This is a genomic window from Paenibacillus harenae, assembly GCF_030812415.1.
GTDB lineage: Bacteria > Bacillota > Bacilli > Paenibacillales > Paenibacillaceae > Pristimantibacillus > Pristimantibacillus harenae_A.
In genome coordinates, this window is the sequence record NZ_JAUSST010000007.1 from 281,168 (window position 1) to 300,418 (window position 19,251).

The following is a 19,251-nucleotide window of genomic DNA, read 5'->3' on the forward strand; positions in this document are numbered from 1 at the left end:
TTATTGTTACGAAAGAGCTTCCCATTTGGTCCATAATTCCGGTGGATTCAGTTCGTAAATTTCCTGTTCCCTGAACATATATTGATGCATAATAAACTCCCTGCGTATCGTTGCAAAATCGTCGTGGAAACTCTTAATGAACTCATTGATTTCCTTCTCGCTATACTTTCTGCCGAGCTCCAGCTTCGAAATCATGTGCTCGAATACAATAAGCTTCTTCTTCAGCTGAGCCGGAATGCTTTTCAATTTCCCATCGGCCACGAAGAAATTTTTGAGAACGGAGTCCTTCATCCGCTTTTGGCTGTCATCCATGTCGCTTATGCCTCCTTCGGCTGTCCGGTAAATGAGGTTTACCGCCGCATTCGCGTTATTTTTGATGAAATAATCGTTCAGGGAAAAATATATCGTGTTCTTGTCCCTGCGCTCGTTGATCAAGCTGGCTTCCCGCAGTTTCGAAGCGTGATGGGTAATGGTCGCAGGCGTTACGCCCAGCTTTCCTGCCAATAATTGACCGTTCAGCTCCCCCTCGGCAAGCAGGATCAGCATCTTGATTCTCGTAGGGTCGGCGAGTGCTTTATGGTAATTGACTACTTTATCCAGCTGTATGGCGATCACCCCCTTTCATGATTAGTTATTTATTAAATTAGATATTCGTCTAATTAGATGATCGTTAAATTTGATTTTATTTGAACAGGATCGATTTGTCAACTGATTATCGTAACGTGGCTTCGATTGGGACTTCCCCCTACAGACTCGCCTATGCTGGACGTACGAAAAAAAAGCCTAAGCGTCAAGCGCTCAGGCTGATTGAACCTTATATTTCAAACATTAAGCCGGCTCGCCGGACGGATCAGCAGCTTGATCGTACCAGTCGTGAATTCACCAGCCAGACTGTCCCCGCCACAAAATTACCCACCATTTTTTCTTTTTTGAATCTAATCTGGTAGCCCTCAATTTGCCAACCAAGATTAATGATCTCGCAATGAGTATAACCATTAATAATGCTACAAAAAAGCAATCATGAAAATCTGGCCCCTCACCCATAATTTTTTAACTTGGAACGATTTACAGGTTTATCTTACGGGCCGATAACTGACAACTTTCTGTCAGTGTTTAAAAATTATATCATTAATATTACCCTGCCAGTTAGCTCAACGAGGCTGCCGTTTTATGCCGGCAGCCTGTTGTAATTGAACTTTCGTACCCGTTAGCGCAATGAGAATTCGATTACTCTTTCAAGCTTTCTTTTTATATACCTTCATTGCAAAGAAATAGGCTACGATCAAAATCCCGACGCACCATGCAAGAGCGACCCATATATCATTGCCCACCGGCTGATCCGACAGTAGCGCACGGATGGCGTTCACGATCGAGGTCACCGGCTGGTTTTCGGCAAAGGCGCGAACGACCGACGGCATCGAATCGGTCGGCACAAACGCCGAGCTGATAAACGGCAGGAAGATAAGCGGATAGGAAAACGCGCTTGCACCTTCTATCGTTTTTGCGGACAGTCCGGAAATCGCCGCTACCCAAGTTAAGGCCAGCGTAAACAACACGAGTATGCCGGCTACGGCAAGCCACGGCAGTATTCCCGCGGACGAACGAAAACCCATAACGAGCGCTACGAGAATGATGACGATTACCGTTATGGCGTTGGACACCAGAGAGGTCAGCACATGCCCCCAAAGCAAGGCGGAACGTGAAATCGGCATGGTGTGAAACCGCTCGAATATGCCCCGCTGCTTATCCATAAACAGACGGTAAGCCGTATAGGCTATTCCGCTTGCGATCGCCATAAGCAGTATGCCTGGCAACAGGTAATTCACATAGTTATCCGTTCCGGTTTGAATGGCGCCGCCTAATACATAGACGAACAGCAGCATCATCGCAATCGGAGTGATGCAGACCGTGATGATGGTGTCCATGCTGCGGAAAATATGGCGCATGGAACGACCAAGCATAACGCTAATATCGGTGAAGAAATGATTCTTTGCCGTCTCCATTTACTTTGCCTCCTTTTTGCCGACGATGGAGAGGAATATCTCTTCTAATGTCGGTTGTTTTTCAACATACTCCACCTTTGCGGATGGGAACAGCTTTTTTAGATCCGAGAGCGTGCCTTTAGCGATAATCTTACCCTCATGCAGAATGGCGATTCGGTCGGCAAGCTGCTCAGCCTCCTCCAAATACTGCGTAGTTAGGAGTACCGTCGTGCCGCCGCCCGCAAGCTCCTTGACAATCTTCCAAACCTCGATGCGCGCCTCGGGGTCAAGCCCAGTCGTCGGCTCGTCGAGGAAAATGATCTGCGGATTACCCACAAGGCTCAAGGCGATGTCGAGCCTGCGGCGCATACCACCCGAATAAGTAGACGCCCTGCGGTCGGCGGCGTCTGTCAAGCCGAAGCGTTTAAGCAAGTCGTCCGCAACCTGACGCGGATTTTTGAGGTATCGCAGCTTGGCGATCATGATCAGATTTTCCCGTCCGGTCAAAATCTCGTCCACGGCGGCGAATTGTCCGGTCAGACTGATCGCCTGCCGCACATTCTCGGGTTTTGACGCAACATCTACTCCGTTTACGGTAACGGATCCGCTGTCTTGGTTAAGCAGCGTGGTGAGGATTTTGACAACCGTTGTCTTGCCCGCCCCGTTGGATCCGAGCAGGGCGAAGATACTGCCCTTTTCCACCTCGAAATCGACGCCTTTTAGGACTTGAAGCTGCTTGTAGGATTTTTGCAATCCTTTTACTTCAATTGCTTTTTCCATCCCGATATCCCCCTTTTACTTTTTTTTATCCGTACCCTTTTTCATGGCCTTGTTAACTTTTTGGTCAATAGATTCTTGATAGATGTCAGCGTAAGTTTTTGAATCTTTGATTAGATCGTCGCAGAAAGCCGCTACGTCACTGCCCGTCACTTCGAGCACGCCTTTCCCCAAGGCCGCGCCCTCTTCGAAAAGATCGATAATCCCCGAGAGCATACCCGTCCCTTCGGTCAGCTCAACAGGGCCGACCTTAAAGAGATATTTTTGAATCTCTTTATAAACAATCTGATAATTTTGCGGAAGCGCTTTGACACGCGCCACGTGCGCTCGCCACTCTTTTTTGCTTTCGATGATATCTCGTATTCTCATTTTATCCTCCTATTTACCTAATTTTTTAACGATATTATTGTTGAGTTGCTCGCGCCACTTGTCGCGAAAAGACTTTGCCCCTTCTTCACCGGCCAGCGCTGAACAGAATCCTTTGATATCGTCGCCCAAAACCTCTTGGACACTCTGACCGTCCGCTGCCGTTTCTTCGAGCAGGCCAAGCACACCGTCAAGAATTGGCATGAGGTTGCGACCGGTGAAATCGGAGTGCGACCAAAGATTGGCATTAATTTTTTTCCATGCCGCTTGATAATCAGCCGGCAGCTTTTTGGCTCGCGATTCAAACCTTTTCATTTCTTTAGTCATGTCGCTGCCGGTAATTTTCTCCCAAAAATTCATTGTCTTTTCTCCTTTAACTCATTAATTTTTGATGATACGAACTCCCATTTTTCCCAGAACTTCCGCAGTTCCTTGCGCCCCGCGTCGTTGATCGCGAAAAACTTTCGAGGCGGTCCCATGTCGGAGGGCTTCTTGGTGATCTCCACCAACTTGTTTTTTTCAAGCCGGATCAGGATGGTGTACACTGTTCCCTCCACAACATCCGTGAAGCCGAGGGCGTTCAGCCGCCGCGTAATTTCGTAGCCGTAGGTTTCTTTGCGGCTTATAATTTCAAGGACACAGCCCTCAAGCGCCCCTTTGAGCATTTCCGTTAGGTTTTCCAGCACAATCACCCTATTCTATTCTGTATGACTGATATTCAGTATCACTTACTACTGCTATAAAGTAACACGTAGTAGTTGGTTTGTCAATTGCGGTTGTTTGTTACGATAATGAATTTCAACTAAAACGCAAGTTGCTAGCCGGCAAGCAATGGGACTGTGGCCACAATCACGATTTTTTTTATAACCTTATATAACCGTAACCTTTGACAAATCGGCCTCTATGCCTTTGAGCGCAGCATAGGTCAACTTATCCATCATCGCGCCGTCAAAGCAGACGGTTTTGATGGCACGGTAGTACTTCTTGGACAACAAAGACCCTTGGAAAGACGCATTCTTGAGTGTCGCACCCTTGAACGAAACTTCGTTCAACGCCGCTTTGTCGAACTTGACGCCGATGAAGGTTTGGCCGTCAAGACACTGCCCGCTCAGATCGGTATTTGTGAAGTCCACCCCGTCGAAAATACAGTTTTCAAAGACGGTTTTTCTGAGATCGGTCATAGTCAGGTTGACGTCGGTCAGTTTTACTCCTGTGAATTTTGCTCCGTCCATCCCCGATTTGCTGAAGTTGGTGCCTACAAGGATGGATTTATTGAAGCTCGCATTTGAAAGGTCAAGGGTGGATAATTTGCAGTCGGTCAGGTTTGCGCCGTCGAAACGGGCATCTCGCACGTCGCTGCTGGCAAACGAGCTGCCGGTCAAGTCCGCGTTCGTGAAGTCGGAGCCTCGCAGCGCGCTTGATGTAAATTTCCCCTTATGCGCGGTAACCCCAGCAAAGTCGCTTTTCGCCAGGTTGCTTGCGCTGAAGTTCGTCACCACCTGACGTTCCAGCGAGCGGGAGAGGTTGGCGACCTCCAGGATCGTTTGCTCGATGTCGCCGATACTCTCAATCGTCATCTTAAACGCTGTTTCATCGTCCTTGCCCTCAGCTTTGAGCTCAAGGAACCGCTCCTGTAAATCGGAGTGCAGGTCGGCCTTTAATTCGGTGACGCTTTTTACTCCATCGTATGGCGTAAATACGCCATTCAAATAATTCGTCAATTTCTGATTCATAATATCATCTCTCCTTATAATAAGTTTTCAAGCACGCGCTTCGCGTACTCCCAATTGCTTTTGTTGCGGGCGTATGCATCTTTGCCCTTTCCGGTAATCCTAAAATATTTACGCCTACCGCCCTGCGATTCATCGCCCCAATACCACTCGATATCGCCATCGGCCTCAAGCCTTCGGACGCTCGAGTACATCGTGGCCTCCTTTAATTCATATTCGCCGTCCGAGCGCTCGGCAATCAGCTTGACAATCTCGTACCCGTAGCGGTCAGCTTCGGACAAGAGCCGTAGAATCATCGTATCGGTATGTCCTCGCAGCAGGTCGGATGTAATTTTGTTCTCGCTCATGTAATCAACCTCCATGTTTGTATAATACAACACACTACCACGACTGTCAAGGTAGTGTTTCTAATTAATTACTTTGCCTACAAGTAAAAGCTATTGGGCCGTCCTCAATGAGGAATCACAAAAATAAAAAAGCCGCGCTATCACGGAGCTTCTTGGAAATATGTTCTTGTCCGTTCAATGGGAAAGGGAGCAGCTGCCGCGGCAATCTGCTCCCTGGTTCTTCCACTAATGTTCTCCGTTAGGTTTAACAACATTCGTGCTATCTAACATTTATCACACCCTTGAGTGCCCCGCCAGACTTACAAATGCGAACCTCCTGTTGCGTCCACTAATTGCCCCGTTACCCAGCGGCTGTCCGATGAGGAGAGGAACGCTACGATATCCGCGATATCGGATGGTTGTCCGGCTCTGCCGAATGCAGACTGTTCGCTAGCGAACTTTTGTCCTTCCGGTGTATGCAGCCATGAGGCATTGACGTCGGTATCTACAATACCGGGAAGAACGGCATTCACCGTAATCCCGCGAGGTCCCAGCAATTGCGCTAGGTGCAGGGTGAATGTATTAATAGCCCCTTTCGTAAGATTATAGGCCATGAGTTGAGGATATGCGATGCGCGTCACCCCGGAAGACATGTTGACAATGCGTCCTTCGTTACGAAGCAAGGGCAGCGCTTGTTGTATTAAGAAATAAGGCGCTTTTACATTCACTGCAAACAGCTCATCGAACGATTCTTCTGTTGTTTCTTCAAATGTATTTGACGTTCCAATCCCTGCATTATTTATGAGAATGTCAAACTTACTGTCTCCATTCGCTCGAGTGAGCTCCGACCTCAGGGATTCGATCAATTCGGCAACGCCGGCGACGGAATTAAGCTTCGCTTCTATTGAAAAAGCATTGCCTCCGTTATCCTTAATGGCTCGAACGACATCCGTCGCAGCCTCGCGGTTATTGCCATAGTGTACGGCTACCAGAGCCCCTTCTTCCGCAAGCCTTAATGCGATACCTTTTCCGATCCCCCTGCTTCCGCCAGTTACTAGTGCCGTTTTTCCGTGCAACCGTTTCATGCTTCACCACTCCTTGTTATTTGTACCCCTACTGTACACTCTCCCTTTAAGGGGAGAGTCAAGCCTTTCAACGAAAAAAATGCTCCACTCGCCAAAGGCTGAATGGAGCATCGATATTAAGATTTGCTATTAGACGGGTTCTACCGGAATGAGCAATTCCGATAGGCGCATCCTGCCGTAAATATCTTGATCAGGGGTTATATAAATTTCCCGGATAGGGGCCCTCTCAACCTGGGTGTATCCGTTGACGGAGATCCATGACGACAACTCCATGGTAGCCTCACAAGTAATGCTGTAGGGATCGCAACGATGTATAAGAGAAGCCGCGGCATGGATCCTGGGCAGTGAACTAACCTTCACTCTGTTGCTACTCGGAATGTTTTTCATTATGGGCAATGCCACTTCAAGATCAACTTGATCCGTTTCTGCGTAATGGTCATGCTTAATTACAATCAGCGAACTCTCTTGATAATCGCCGTGAATGCGCACGTATTGAGCGACCTCATCAAGCAGTAGACATCGTTGCGTGTAGGGAACAATATCACGAATGGAAGCTACCTGCAGCGGATCTACAGCGCGGATCGAGATCGAATGCTCATCTCCATTGCGATTAGCGGACTCTTCAACGCGATGAATCCTTTCATTAATTTCGTTCAGTTGATTCTTCGACTCTTCAATGATGCGGTGGAGTTCTATCTGCTTATCCGTCAACTTGCTTTTCACGACTTCAGGCGATATATGGTCTTCCAAAAAGGGGATGATCTGCTCCAGAGTAAAGCCTTGCTCCTTAAATACTACTATTCGCTTAACGGTCAATAGCTGTGCTTCGGAATAATAGCGATAGCCATTGTTCTCGTCCACGACATCTGGTCTCAGCAGCCCCATAGCATCGTAATATCGTAATGTTTTGATCGAAACGCGGCTCAGTTTTGAAAACTCTCCGATTTTTAACATCTGAGCTATCGCTCCTTTCCAAATTCCAACTCGTGACTTTACCCTAAAATGATACCTTATGCTCCAAAACACGTAAAGGTCATATACTGACCGTAACGAAGGGCTGCCATGCGGCAGCCCTTTCAGTGTTCAACTATCGTCTCCCTTTAACGGAATGACAACGTATTTAAAAAGCAGATTCACGTCAGGTTAATTACTCCTCAATGGAGCGATAGATCACTGACGTCCTTTTGTAAGGATCCGGAACGTGATACCGAATTTATCCGTTACATTACCGTAAGCAGGGCTGAAGAAACTTGCTTGTAGCGGGTCGTTCACTCGACCGCCTTGCTTCAATGCTTCGAAATATTGGGCCGCTTTTTCTTTGTCGTCGGTTTGAACTACAATGGTGATTTGCGTTCCCTTTTCGTAGGTGCTTCCGGTAAAATTATCGGTAATCTGTAGTTCGGAATCGCCAATTTTCAAGACGGCGTAATTCACCCAGTCCTTCTTTTCCGGCGGCAGTGGAGCTTCCTGATTTTTCGGCATGTCGCTGAACCGAAGCATATAGGTGACCTTGGCATTCAACGCCTTCACGTATAAATCGATGGCCTCATTCGCGCTTCCGTTCATTTCAAGAAAAGGGATCAAACTCGTACTCACAACAATCATCTCCTTGGTTTAATTGTTTACAACGGACAACCGGTAGACTCTTCTCTCACATAGACGGGTTTCCCTTGTCACTAACTATGTCGTAGGTCATGAAGGAAACGTGACAGAAACGGCGAAAAGTGCTGTAATGAGAATTTCGAAAATAAAAACTGTAGTTCGTGCAACTCCGTCACATTTACAGAATTTCATACGACAAATAAGTAAATAAGAAACGAAGGGAGGGATTGTGGGGCATGAACGACCAGAATTGGCTTGTTGAACAATTCGAGACGCATCGTAATCATTTGCAGACGGTGGCATACCGGATGCTCGGATCACGGAGCGAAGCAGATGACGCTGTGCAGGAGTCATGGATCCGTCTCATCCGCTCAAATACTGGCGAAGTAGTAAATATAGGAGGATGGCTGACAACCATCGTCTCGAGAGTGTGTCTTGATATGCTGCGAACACGCAAATCGAGGCGTGATGAGCTTGTGATGGCTAGCGCACCTGAACTGGTTACCGGTCATCAAGACGGAAGCGATCCCGAGCATGAAGCGCTGATGGCTGACTCCGTCGGTCATGCGATGTTCGTTGTCCTCGAGAAGTTGAATCCCTCTGAACGCATTGCGTTCGTGCTTCACGATGTATTCGCATTGTCTTTCTCGGAGATCGCTCTCATTATTGGGCGCAACGAAGCCGCTGCAAGGCAACTTGCGAGCCGCGCTCGTCGCCGAGTCCAGGGTGCCGAATCGACTTCGGAAACTGCAGAGCTTCAGAGAAAAAGGGAGCTTGTCGATGCATTCCTCGCCGCAGCGCGTAACGGAGAGTTTGAGAAACTGCTCTCGGTATTGGACCCGAATGTCGTACTTCGAAACGACCCCGCATTCGCGCCGGTCGCAAATGTGCCAGTTGTTCGCGGTTCAGAGGCTGTGTTCAAGCAGGTCCAGCAATTCGCGAATCGTGCCCGCAGCATGATGCCGGTGCTCGTGAACGGATCGGTAGGCATCGTCGCGGGTCATTTGGATCAACCGCTATTCATTTTGGAATTCACGTTTGTGGATGGCAAGATCGTCGAGATCGGCATGATTGCCGACCAGGCACGCCTTCACGGGCTTAACATCGCCGCTTTGAACGATTGATTGGATGAAGAGCTAAGGAACTGCAACAACACTAAAATAGAACACAAGAACACAAAAAAACGCACTGTCGTAGACTCCTAGACAATGCGTTTTTTCTTGCTTTAACTTAGAAAATCGGGCTATCTTATGCCTGCCTCCGCCAGTTTCTCGTCCAGTTTCGCCTTCTTGCGCAAATGGTGCCTGCTGTGCATACCAACCATCTCAAACCAATCACGCGCGTTAAGCCAGCCAAACCAGCCATGGCGCACCTTGCAAGCCGGATTCGCCAGATCTACGCACCCCGTCCAGTAGGCCAACTTCTCTAGCACCTGCTCCAGGCCAGCTATGATTTCATCCTTGCTCTCGGGGTTGATTGTCGCGTTGGGAGGTTCCTCAAGTTTCACACCGGATATTGGGCCACTCTTTTTCGGCGAGCGCCTTCGTTCCGTCTTCCGTCTTGCTATCGAATATCTGTCCAGATTCCCGCATGTATCGCTCGATAATAGCAGAAGAATCGTTCAACATCCAGATCCTATCCCCGCGAATCCCATTCATTACATCACCTGCGCAATCTCCCACACATGCCCGTCCGGATCGGCAAAACAAGCCGTCCGCCGCCCCCAGGGACGCGTTATCGGTCCATTCAATAACTTAACGCCCCGCACTTCCAGCTCATCGCATACCCGGTCAACATCTGGCACTTGGATCGTGAATTGAAACCGCGCGCCATCTCCGCAGCGACCAACCTGCGCCGGTTCAATCAATTCGCGGGCATTCGATTGATTTAACAGATTGATGCTTGTATTGCCATAATCGAACACCGCGCAGCTTTCATCTTCATATATGATCGCGAGTTTGAACGTCTCTTGGTAGAATGCCTTCGAACGATGCAAATCTTCCACAAACAATGTGATTTCAGTAATTTTGTTCACCCAGTCAGTTGTCGCCATACGCATTCGGCCCCATTTGCATAATTTTACAATCCTATTTAGATCATATGAATTGCCCGTCCCATTGTCAAAGATAATATGGAGGCTGTGCTCGATTCTTACAACAGATTTAAACCCGACAAAATGAAAAGCCCCGAGAAAGGTTCATCGGGACTTTTCGAGCCGCTGCTGAATCTTCGCATATGGGGGAGGCTCTATGATTTAATGCTCGACGAGAACAGTTGTATTCGCTGTCGTTCGATTGCCGGCGAAGTCAACCGCTTCGTAGGTTATCGTATAGATTCGGCCATCGCCCTTACCCGATCGCTCCGCACGAAGCTCGAATTCGAAGTCGGACGTACCGTACTCCGCGCCTTGAATGTCCGATGCGGTATTGCCGTCTCCTTCGCCGTCTTCGGGCTCGCTGCTCGTAATGGAAAGCAGCGTGACAGAAGCGATGCCAGAGCCTTCATCGGTTGCTTGAGGCGTTACTTGTATCGTCTCCATCTGATGTCCGCGTGCCTTTAAGACGGGCTTATCAACGATAAGCTGCAAGGTTGGCGCCTGATTGTCGGCTGCCGCAAACGTGATCGTATAGCTCCTTACTCCACCGTCTTGCGCCGTAACTTGGACAACAGCCGTGCCGGGAACTGCCTCTGCCTGGATGATGGTTACTTCGGAGGCATCAGATTGCGCATGTCCTGCGACAACCGGGACAACGCCGATATCATCCAACTCGACCTCGTATTCCGTATGGGAAGAGTCGAAGCCCTCCAAGGCTGTGCCGTTCACCGTCAACTGCGCGAGCTCGCGGTTGCTATCGGCCATAGTGACCATCGCGGTCGGATTCCAACCGTCGTTGCCCTCGAGTACGATGGATGGCGCATATTGTTCCGCTTCCTCCAAGGTCAGCTGCTTCGTCCAGCCGAGTCTGCTCTTCGGGTGGGCGCCAGGGCCGTAACTTGCGAATTCGCCGTAACGAGCCGTCTTTTCATTGTTTGCGTTGCCCCAGTTATTCCAGCCTTCGGGAGCGATATGCTCGCCAAGGTAACTGTTCACGTAGATGACGTTTGCATCTCCGCGCCAAGGTCTGCCAAGGGCAACGCCCGTAATCCCTGGATCCGCCGTGATCCGGCTGTCGATGAATACATAACCCGTTTTGCCTGCCCCAGTTGAGGCTGCTGTCACATAACCTCCTCACAAGCTATGAATCTCGCTGTTCTCGAATACCGCCGTCGCATTGCCGAAAATGAAATCGACCGTGCCTTCGATGTAACTGTCCACGTAATAGTGACGGCCGTTGTTAGCGTACAACGTATCCTGATGTCCGAGCAGGCTTACATCGCGGGCAATCAACCGATCCGCATTGGCGTAGAGCGCGACCGCTTGCCCGGCATTCATGCCTGCATCGTTCTGTATCGTCAGATGCGCTTGATTGAAGGTTGTACATTTCAGCGGTCAGATCCCTGATCGGTTCAAAGTCCGAAGGGCTGTAGGAGACGTTCATGGCCGTCTTCACAATAGAAGAGTTGGCGAATTGCGTAGCCGACTTCTCGATGGACTTCAGCATCTGTTCTACGCGCATCTGCGTTTGCGTGAGCCATTGCATATTTTCCTCTTTCACTTTGCCCTCGATATCCCCGGAAGCAATGAAATAGGACACAATTCCGATGAGTACGGCCGGGATCATTCCTAGTAAAAGACTGTATGACAATAAGCGCAATAAATATCTGCTCATTTGCATCCTCCTGCGTGCCGCATCAGAATAAACCGCTTTCATGATTATATATGAAGCTTATCTATTTTACACGGATCTAGTCGCATCTACTTGCATCATCTAATGTTTCAAGCGTTTCACGCAATATGCAGCAGTTAACTTTTTGCCTTGTTGAGCGACATGATCAGGAGATCGCGATTATGAAATATGATAAGATAGATTCCAATGTTAGTTGAACGGGTAAAGGGGGAAACGATTTGAGTGATCAAGTAGAAAAAAAACTCACCATTGACGGTTCTTCATTTTCCATCCAACGTATGCGCCGCTACGGCTTCTCTTCCATGCCTCGGCCTCATTCGCATACGTTCTATGAGCTTTACTACTTAATGGAAGGCGAACGCGTGTACTTTATTAACGGCAACGTGCATGTCGCGCAGCAAGGAGACATGGTCATCGTCGTTCCCCATGACCTCCATTCCACGGCGAGCTCCCAGGTGGAGCAATTCGAGCGGGTACTTATTCATTTCACTGCGGAGTTTCTCGATGAGGCGAGCAGAGAACTGCTTAAGCTGTCTCCCTTTCGGCAATCTGCTGTAGTAAGGATTCCACGCAAGGAGCAACCGGAGATCGAACGTCTCCTTATCCAATTAGTCGGGGAATGCAAAGAGGAGCAAGCCTTCTACGATTCTTATGCGCGTCATTTGCTCGTCGGATTACTGATTTGCTTGCACCGTATCGATGCAGTCGCTCCCATACCGCCGCAATCAAACCACCCGATGCATCAAAAGGTGTCCGAAATCACGAATTATATTCAAACGAACTTTCGCGATACGTTAACGCTGGAGAAGCTGGCACAACAATATTTCATTAGTCCGGCCTATTTAAGCCGCATCTTCTTAAGACTGACCGGCTTCCATATTAGCGAGTATATTCGGGTGATCCGCATCCGCGAAGCGCAAAAGCTGCTGAGAACCTCCCGTCAGAAGGTACATGCGATCGCTGAAACGGTGGGCTTCGAGCATGTTTCCCATTTCAACAAAACCTTTAAAAGCGTGACGGGAGTTTCTCCATTGCATTATAGGAAGGATCATCGGTATTGAATCAGGGGGTTTTTGGCTTCCGAACCTCATGCACCTGGACGGTTAGCTTGCTGTCTACCGTTGCCAAGATAACTTTGCTCAATTCGAGTGGCTTAATTTCATTTTCCAGCCAGGCGCGGTCCTTCCCGATCTCCCGCATCAGCGCGTGCTCGATGTGGCCGTCGCTAATGATCGGCTTGGTCAGGTTGAAGGGCTGCGTGGACAGCTTTAAGTCCGAAGGCGTTACGGGTTGATAAGCGCTATTTACAAAAACGGATAGCGTTCCGCCCGGCTCCCATGCCGCAAAGGCGACCTTCGAGATGTCCTCGACGTTCGATTTCCGCAGCTCCGCGTACAAAAATTCAATAGGCAGCTTTGCTTTCGAGAGGTTCCGGTAATTAAGCTTTCCATCTTGGATAAGGGTAACCGCCGGGGGATCAAAAAATTGCTTGAGAAAAGGGATTTTCAGGCTCAGCCAGATTGCGGATATATAAAGAATAACGAGCGAAACGGTCGTAATCATCGAGCCTTTCAGCCCAAGATGCTCGTCCGACAGCGGATGGGCAATAATGTTGCCGAGCGTCAGCGCGATAATGAAATCAAGAAACCTAAGCTGCGATATGGAACGCTGACCCATCATTTTGGCGGAAATCAGCAGAAATATAAAACCGACGATACTGCGCAAAATCCATCCCGTTGCGGACAGCGACTCTTGGCTTTTGAAAAAATCCACGTTTATCTTTCCTCCGTTACCTTCAATTTCCAGTATTTATGGTACCCTACCCCTCACCTAACCATACCAATCCGGCTCGAACAAGGATGAGCAAGCAATGTGCGGATGGGGCGAAATTCATAATCAAACCCGGGCATAGCCGAAAACAAAGAACGCCCCCTTCGCTCTTTCGAGCAAATGGGGGCGTTCTTATTTATAGTCTATGCCGTGCGGGTTGGAATCGCTGGCCGCTTGCGGATGGCCCATCACTCTGCCGAACTTGCTTATGCCGGCACTTCGGTTCTCCGAGATGCAGGTTTATCGTATATTTCCAATTTCATTAACAGCTCCTTGGACGGATTTACCCACTTCCGAGGCCTTCTCCCGCCGTTCAGACCAAAGCGAATATCCCAGCCAAACCAGAGCTAAACCCATCGGCACCGCCAAAAATCGATCGAGGGGATGCGGGAGCAGCGAAGCAGCGAGGGTCGACACGGCACCGAGGGCAAGCAGACCGGCCGCCATCCGCGGCAGGATACCGGCGCGGAACGAAGCGATGCCAAGCAGCAAGCCGCCAAGAATATACAGCCCCCCTGCTAACGGAGCTGCTGCCGGGAGGGCTCCGAGGTTAACCTCGCTGGCGGACCCGCCGAAGATCCCCAAGTAGCCCTCCACAAATTCCGGTGCGTCGGTGGCGAGCAGCGGCAAGATAAAAGCTTCGACGAATGTAAAGGCCGTCGTAGCTAACCAAAAGAGGCTAAACAGGGTAAAGCCGGCCAAACCTAACCAACCGGCCTCTTTCACTTGCCTAAAGTAAATTCCCGAAATGCCGAGCAGGCCGAAGAGGGACATGGCGATGGTCAAGTAGTGAATGATTGCCCATGCATCGGTGGTGACTGACGCTAAATTCTCAGGTGGATGAATCGGCTGAATGACTATGAAAAGGATCCCAGCCAACATCGCTGCTAAACCTGTCCAACGGATGAGATTCGGGGCTGTTGTCTTCATTTTTTCTCTCCTTGATTTCTGATTTTGGCAGCGGTGGAACGATTCTGATCTGTACCCGCGTTGACATCCGCCCCGTTCGCCTGTTTGGGAACAACTTGAATGACCGAGACCAAAGGCAGCGCAAGGTCGCGCACTTTCTTCAGAAACCCATGTAATGCGGCTTGATCGACCACCGGTCCGGAGAGGATGGTTGTTCCGTCGCTTAAGAGGGTGATGCTCAGGCCCTCGAATCGATCGGCCCACCGGGCATCCAGATGTCCCTTGAGGCGAATTTCGTACAGTTCGGAAACGTGATGGTCCTCCGTTGATTCATGCGTTTCACTCATTCTGCACCCCGATTCTTTCGTTGCATGCTTTCCTTTCCTGAACTGAATATACATGATTATGCAGGGACGCGGCATCACCACATCTGGTGATCGATGTGGTGATTTGTCGACCGGGAGGCTGTTCGGGAGATGGATAAAGCCCCGGCAGGCGGTTAAACGCCTCTCCTTTTTCAAACGTTTTTTTGCTTCTCGCTAAGTCCAAGCTTCATAACGAGCGGCTTTATAGTTAGCCCTTGTACAAGCAAGGAGAAAAGCACGACGCTGAACGTCAAGACAAGAACATCGTCTCTGCCTTCGAATGAAGGCGGTAACCTTAAGGCGAGCGCTATCGATAAACTCCCTTTGAGTCCTCCCCAGTTAAGGATCGCTTTCCATGAGCGGGAGAATCCTTTAATAAAATGAACGCTTGCGTAGAGCGCTATTGTTCGACCCGCAAGCACGATTGCAATTGCGACAATGATCATAAACCATTTATCCGTAAAGTCGATATTTTTGATTTCAATGCCGATCATCAAGAAGATGAGGGAATTGGCTATCAATGTAACGACATCCCAAAAGGAGTTAATATTCACCTTCGTTGTTTCCGACATACCGATCTTGGCGCCATAGTTCCCGAATATTAGACCGGCAACCACAACCGCAATGACGCCCGATACATGAAAATGTTCGGCTATGAAGAAGCTTCCGAAGAACAAGAGCATCGAAAATGCAATCTCGAGCGGATAATCATCGTAAATTCGAATCAGCTGCGAGAATAAGTAGCCCAAAATGGCTCCGATCAGAATACCGCCTAACGTGAATTTCAAGAACAGCAGCAAACCGCTTCCTAGTCCCAACCAGCCTAACTCCATGTAGGAGAGCAGATACACCGACGAGATTTGAAACAGCACCACGGCAATGCCGTCATTGAATAACGATTCCCCTTCAATGATCGTAACAACCGATTTCGGTACGCCTAAAGATTTGAAAATCGAGATGACGCTTATGGGATCCGTTGCGCTCATTAGAGCCCCAAAGGTGAAAGCTACGATTAACGGGAGATCCAATAAGTAATACGCAGATAAAGCAATAATAAGAAAAGACATAAGCGTACCGCCAAAAGCTAATGCCAGTACGGGTTTGCTTTGTTCCTTTAGGTGCGAGAACGGGAGCTTTAAGGTTGCATCACCCAATAAGATGGGTAGAAATAAAGAAATGATTATAGCCTGAAATACATGCGACTGCGTGATAAAGGACTCGGCTTCTTCTAGAAGCGGAATATTCGTGATACCCATCAGCAGACCCACAATGACCAGAGCAATCGAATAAGGCTGGTTCAGCTTCTTGGAAATGCCGATAACAAAAATGGAAACCGCTAAAAGCACCAACAATTGAATAAAGGTCTCGTTAAATTCATGCATCGTTTTACCCCCCCCATGTTAAATATTGTAAACCGGAACGCAAAAAAGAGCCCGTTGTTGCAGGCTCCTCCGATAAATCCATTTATTTAGTTATTAGCAAAACCAATTTCAATATACACTCAAATCCTATATTGTCAAAGGTGGGGATCACTATTTTATTATTCCTCTGACCGTCTCGATAAAGACGGTTGGCTCCGTATTGACGGAATAAGAAAAGAGGCCATGATTCAGGATGTGAGTTATTTATTATTTATGAATAAAGCTTTATACCTAAAAAAATAAAATATATTGCCAAGTAAGAAAAAGATGCAAAACGAAATCCTTAAAGGACGTTCCTCAGAGCTAATAGCAGGAAAATTAGATAAAGTAAAGAGAAGAAAACCGATATCAGCTATCGAAATTACTGCAATAGCAATTCTTATTGCATTCTTCCTCATGACGCAACCTCCACTCCATCTTAACAACTTATAAGTTGAACGTTAATTGCCGTTATAGTACAGTTGTGCTAATCGAATATTATTTTTTAGGAGGAGTCTGTCACCAAGGGTATACTATGCCAATCTCAGCATAGACCATTGGTTGATAGGCTCTTTTTGTTTTTTTAAGCACATTAATTAAGATCCGCATCTAATTACGTTTAAAGAGGTGATTTTCATTAAACATCATACCATTTATAAGAGCGAAGAGGGAAAGCGGAGAATTCAGCATTATTATGAATCTTACTTAAGATTATTCGACGCGGAGTTTGACAGAATACAAGTGGATACACGATTTGGACAAACGCACACCTTGGTCACGGGACCCTTAAACGGTAAGCCTCTATTCATTCTGCAAGGAGGTAATTGCATAAATCCGATGACCTTATCGTGGTTTACCCCGCTGTTAACAAAATATCGTATCTATGCGCCCGATACAATCGGCCATCCGGGTTATAGCTCGGAATCAAGAATATCAGCAAAAGATGAAAGCTTTGCGTTATGGGTTTCAGATCTAATGGATCATTTCAATATAAAACAAAGCGGATTCATTGGACCTTCTTATGGCGCCGGCATTATTCTAAGATTAGCAACTTATATGCCTGAGAGAATCGCCTGCTCCGTTCTTGTTGCGCCTTCCGGCCTTGAAATAGGTTCGAAATTGACTATGATAAAAAAAATATTGCTGCCGTTAATCCTATTCAATCGGACCTCTTCCGATAACCAACTGCAAAACATTGCCGATGCGATGTCCCATCATAGCATGGATGAACTCGACAAGCAGATTCTTGGCGAATTATTCACTTCTGTTAAATTGGAACAAAATATGCCGAAGCAAACCGAGAAAAACGAGCTTTTACGGTTTATGTCCCCTACTATGGTCGTGGTTGGAGAACACGATATTTTCTTCCCGGCCAAAAAAATCGTCGAAAGAGCGAATGAGATTATTCCAAACTTAGCATCTGCGACTACTTATGGAATGGGGCACTTTCCATCAAAACAATTTTTGGTTGAAATAAATAAGGAGATCGAACAGTTCCTACTGACCCATTATTGATTCGGAACTGCAGCAACAGATTGGGGCTAGACGCGAATCAGTAAATTTACAACAAAAAAGGGGCTATCCCAAAAGCCAATGGCTTAGGGACGGCCCCTTTTTGCATACAAAGCTAACCTCTGAATTTTACACGAAACAGCTCATGTGAATTATTGAACCGTTTTATTGTAAGTGGCAATCTTATCGGTGATGGCTTTGGAGGCGTCGTCCAGAGCTTTCGCAGGGTCCTTGGCGCCTGTGAATACCTCTTCCATGGCCCCTTCGACGATTTGGCGCGCTTCAGGGAATACGCCCATGACTGCGCCTTGCGTTGCCGGGGATAGCTTTGTTGCGTGCAGTTGGTCGATGGCCGTTTGGAATTGCGGATAATTAACGAGATTGTCCTTCACGCTCTGCTCGTCATACGCTTGCTTATTGATCGGGAAGTACCCGGTATTGATATGCCATTGCGCCTGCGTCTTCGGCTCGGCCAGATACTTGATGAATTCCCAGGCAGCTTGCTGCTCGGCTTCCGGCTTGTTGTTCAGAATCCATAGGCTAGCACCGCCTACCACAACACCGCCGTCCGATGCGCCAGCCGGCCTCGGCAGGAAGGCTGTTCCGACCTCGAACTTGCCTTTTGCACCGTCTACTATGCCGCGGAGGCTTCCTGTCGAATCTAGCGTCATGCCGATTTGTTCGGCCAGGAACGCTTTTTTCGTATCGTCCGTTTTACGTCCGAGATTAAGAGCCGTTTTGCTGTCCAGCAGCTCCTTTAACCAAGTGACGGTTTGGACGCCGGCTTCGCTGTTAAGCTGCGACTCCGTTGCGGAAGCGGTACGTCCATTGCCGTTGTTGACATACTCGGCGCCTTGGTTCGCGAACAGCTGCTCCATGAACCAGCCGTAGATGGCGAAGGATGCTCCGGTCTTGCCGTCTTTCGTCAGAGCTTTGGCCGCATTCGTTACTTCCTCGTATGTTTTCGGCGGGTTTGCCGGATCGAGGCCTGCGTCCTTGAACATATCTTTGTTGTAGTAGAGAACCGGATTAGAGGTATTGAACGGCATCGAATACAGCTGGTCGTCGAATTTATAGTATCCGAGGATGTTTTCTTCCAGGTTGGAAATATCATAGCTATCGGCATCGATGAAGTTCTGAACCGGCGTCACAGCCTTGGAGTCGATCATGAATTTGGAGCCTATTTCGTATACTTGGATCAATGAAGGACCCGATTTCGCATCCATGGAAGCCTTCATCTTGTTCAGGCTCTCGTCGTAAGTGCCTTGGAACACTTCCTCGACCTGGATGTCGGAATGCGCGGCATTAAAATCGTTCGCAAGCTGCGTGACCACTTTGCCAAGCTCTCCGCCCATGGAGTGCCACCAGATCACTTTAACGGGCTCCTTCGGAGCTTCTGTCTGGGTCTCTTCCGAACCGTTTCCTTCTTCGGCCGCTGCCGGATCGTTTGTCTGCGTATTTTCGGTGTTTCCATTCGATCCGCTGTTTCCGCAAGCCGCAACAAACACCATCAGAATTGCCGTAGCCATTAGCATGACTATTTTAAACCTGCTTGCTTTCATTTGTCTCTCTCCCTTAA

At 48.3% G+C, this 19,251-nt stretch carries 22 protein-coding genes and 1 pseudogene; 3 read left to right on the plus strand and 20 right to left on the minus strand.

The window, feature by feature from the left end:
• Nucleotides 1-6 precede the first annotated feature (6 nt).
• From J2T14_RS25190 to J2T14_RS25240, 11 genes are all read right to left on the minus strand, one after another.
• Complete coding sequence (locus tag J2T14_RS25190; protein ID WP_307205365.1) at nt 7-606, minus strand: DUF2087 domain-containing protein; 600 nt, start codon at nt 604-606, stop codon at nt 7-9.
• A 629-nt stretch (nt 607-1,235) separates the two neighbouring features.
• Nucleotides 1,236-2,003, minus strand: a complete 768-nt coding sequence (locus J2T14_RS25195; protein ID WP_307475320.1) for an ABC transporter permease — start codon at nt 2,001-2,003, stop codon at nt 1,236-1,238.
• Entirely contained in the window at nt 2,004-2,762 is a 759-nt protein-coding gene (locus tag J2T14_RS25200) for an ABC transporter ATP-binding protein (RefSeq protein WP_307475322.1), read from the minus strand. It abuts the gene before it with no gap.
• A gap of 15 nt (nt 2,763-2,777) precedes the next feature.
• Nucleotides 2,778-3,128 carry a DUF1048 domain-containing protein gene (locus tag J2T14_RS25205; RefSeq protein ID WP_307475324.1) on the minus strand — a complete coding sequence of 117 codons (351 nt, stop codon included), beginning with the start codon at nt 3,126-3,128 and terminating at the stop codon, nt 2,778-2,780.
• Between the two features lie 9 nt (nt 3,129-3,137).
• Nucleotides 3,138-3,485, minus strand: coding sequence for a DUF1048 domain-containing protein (locus J2T14_RS25210; RefSeq protein WP_307475326.1), 348 nt, complete (start codon nt 3,483-3,485; stop codon nt 3,138-3,140).
• The gene (locus J2T14_RS25215; protein ID WP_307475505.1) at nt 3,482-3,790 is read right to left on the minus strand and encodes a PadR family transcriptional regulator; all 309 of its coding nucleotides are present in this window, start codon (nt 3,788-3,790) and stop codon (nt 3,482-3,484) included. Before J2T14_RS25215 ends, J2T14_RS25210 begins: the two co-directional genes overlap by 4 nt.
• Before the next feature lie 204 nt (nt 3,791-3,994).
• Entirely contained in the window at nt 3,995-4,858 is an 864-nt protein-coding gene (locus J2T14_RS25220; RefSeq protein ID WP_307475328.1) for a pentapeptide repeat-containing protein, read from the minus strand.
• A 14-nt stretch (nt 4,859-4,872) separates the two neighbouring features.
• Entirely contained in the window at nt 4,873-5,202 is a 330-nt protein-coding gene (locus J2T14_RS25225) for a PadR family transcriptional regulator (protein ID WP_307205023.1), read from the minus strand.
• A gap of 299 nt (nt 5,203-5,501) precedes the next feature.
• Nucleotides 5,502-6,266, minus strand: coding sequence for an SDR family oxidoreductase (locus J2T14_RS25230; RefSeq protein ID WP_307475330.1), 765 nt, complete (start codon nt 6,264-6,266; stop codon nt 5,502-5,504).
• Between the two features lie 129 nt (nt 6,267-6,395).
• The gene (locus J2T14_RS25235; RefSeq protein ID WP_307475332.1) at nt 6,396-7,220 is read right to left on the minus strand and encodes a MerR family transcriptional regulator; all 825 of its coding nucleotides are present in this window, start codon (nt 7,218-7,220) and stop codon (nt 6,396-6,398) included.
• 216 nt (nt 7,221-7,436) lie between these two features.
• Nucleotides 7,437-7,871, minus strand: a complete 435-nt coding sequence (locus J2T14_RS25240) for a VOC family protein (protein ID WP_307475334.1) — start codon at nt 7,869-7,871, stop codon at nt 7,437-7,439.
• A gap of 233 nt (nt 7,872-8,104) precedes the next feature.
• On the opposite strand from J2T14_RS25240, the gene J2T14_RS25245 reads away from it, so the two are divergent.
• The gene (locus tag J2T14_RS25245; protein WP_307475336.1) at nt 8,105-8,992 is read left to right on the plus strand and encodes a sigma-70 family RNA polymerase sigma factor; all 888 of its coding nucleotides are present in this window, start codon (nt 8,105-8,107) and stop codon (nt 8,990-8,992) included.
• Nucleotides 8,993-9,111: 119 nt separating this feature from the next.
• Here the strand turns inward: J2T14_RS25245 and J2T14_RS25250 are convergent, their stop codons facing one another.
• The 4 genes and pseudogenes from J2T14_RS25250 to J2T14_RS25265 form a co-directional block, all read right to left on the minus strand.
• Nucleotides 9,112-9,375: a hypothetical protein gene (locus J2T14_RS25250; protein ID WP_307475338.1), complete on the minus strand. Its 264-nt coding sequence runs from the start codon at nt 9,373-9,375 to the stop codon at nt 9,112-9,114.
• 150 nt (nt 9,376-9,525) lie between these two features.
• A complete protein-coding gene (locus tag J2T14_RS25255; protein ID WP_307475340.1) occupies nt 9,526-9,921 on the minus strand; it encodes a VOC family protein in 396 nt (131 codons plus the stop codon).
• Between the two features lie 201 nt (nt 9,922-10,122).
• A pseudogene (locus J2T14_RS25260) lies at nt 10,123-11,301 on the minus strand (pectinesterase family protein).
• Entirely contained in the window at nt 11,204-11,638 is a 435-nt protein-coding gene (locus tag J2T14_RS25265) for a hypothetical protein (RefSeq protein ID WP_307475342.1), read from the minus strand. The pseudogene J2T14_RS25260 and the gene J2T14_RS25265 overlap by 98 nt, the downstream one beginning before the upstream one ends.
• Nucleotides 11,639-11,874: 236 nt before the next feature.
• Between J2T14_RS25265 and J2T14_RS25270 the strand changes: the two genes are divergently transcribed.
• Nucleotides 11,875-12,717, plus strand: coding sequence for a helix-turn-helix transcriptional regulator (locus J2T14_RS25270; protein ID WP_307475344.1), 843 nt, complete (start codon nt 11,875-11,877; stop codon nt 12,715-12,717).
• Between the two features lies 1 nt (nt 12,718).
• Here the strand turns inward: J2T14_RS25270 and J2T14_RS25275 are convergent, their stop codons facing one another.
• The 4 genes from J2T14_RS25275 to J2T14_RS25290 all read right to left on the minus strand — a co-directional run bounded on the left by J2T14_RS25275 (nt 12,719) and on the right by J2T14_RS25290 (nt 16,142).
• A complete protein-coding gene (locus J2T14_RS25275) occupies nt 12,719-13,429 on the minus strand; it encodes a DUF421 domain-containing protein (protein ID WP_307475346.1) in 711 nt (236 codons plus the stop codon).
• Nucleotides 13,430-13,726: 297 nt separating this feature from the next.
• Entirely contained in the window at nt 13,727-14,416 is a 690-nt protein-coding gene (locus J2T14_RS25280) for a hypothetical protein (protein WP_307475348.1), read from the minus strand.
• Nucleotides 14,413-14,742: a hypothetical protein gene (locus J2T14_RS25285; protein WP_307475350.1), complete on the minus strand. Its 330-nt coding sequence runs from the start codon at nt 14,740-14,742 to the stop codon at nt 14,413-14,415. The genes J2T14_RS25280 and J2T14_RS25285 overlap by 4 nt, the downstream gene beginning before the upstream one ends.
• A 170-nt stretch (nt 14,743-14,912) precedes the next feature.
• Complete coding sequence (locus tag J2T14_RS25290) at nt 14,913-16,142, minus strand: cation:proton antiporter (RefSeq protein ID WP_307475352.1); 1,230 nt, start codon at nt 16,140-16,142, stop codon at nt 14,913-14,915.
• A gap of 759 nt (nt 16,143-16,901) precedes the next feature.
• Here J2T14_RS25290 and J2T14_RS25295 point away from each other — a divergent pair.
• Complete coding sequence (locus tag J2T14_RS25295; RefSeq protein WP_307475354.1) at nt 16,902-17,675, plus strand: alpha/beta fold hydrolase; 774 nt, start codon at nt 16,902-16,904, stop codon at nt 17,673-17,675.
• A gap of 149 nt (nt 17,676-17,824) precedes the next feature.
• On the opposite strand, the gene J2T14_RS25300 is transcribed toward J2T14_RS25295, so the two are convergent.
• Nucleotides 17,825-19,234, minus strand: coding sequence for an ABC transporter substrate-binding protein (locus J2T14_RS25300; protein ID WP_307475357.1), 1,410 nt, complete (start codon nt 19,232-19,234; stop codon nt 17,825-17,827).
• Between the last annotated feature and the right edge of the window lie 17 nt (nt 19,235-19,251).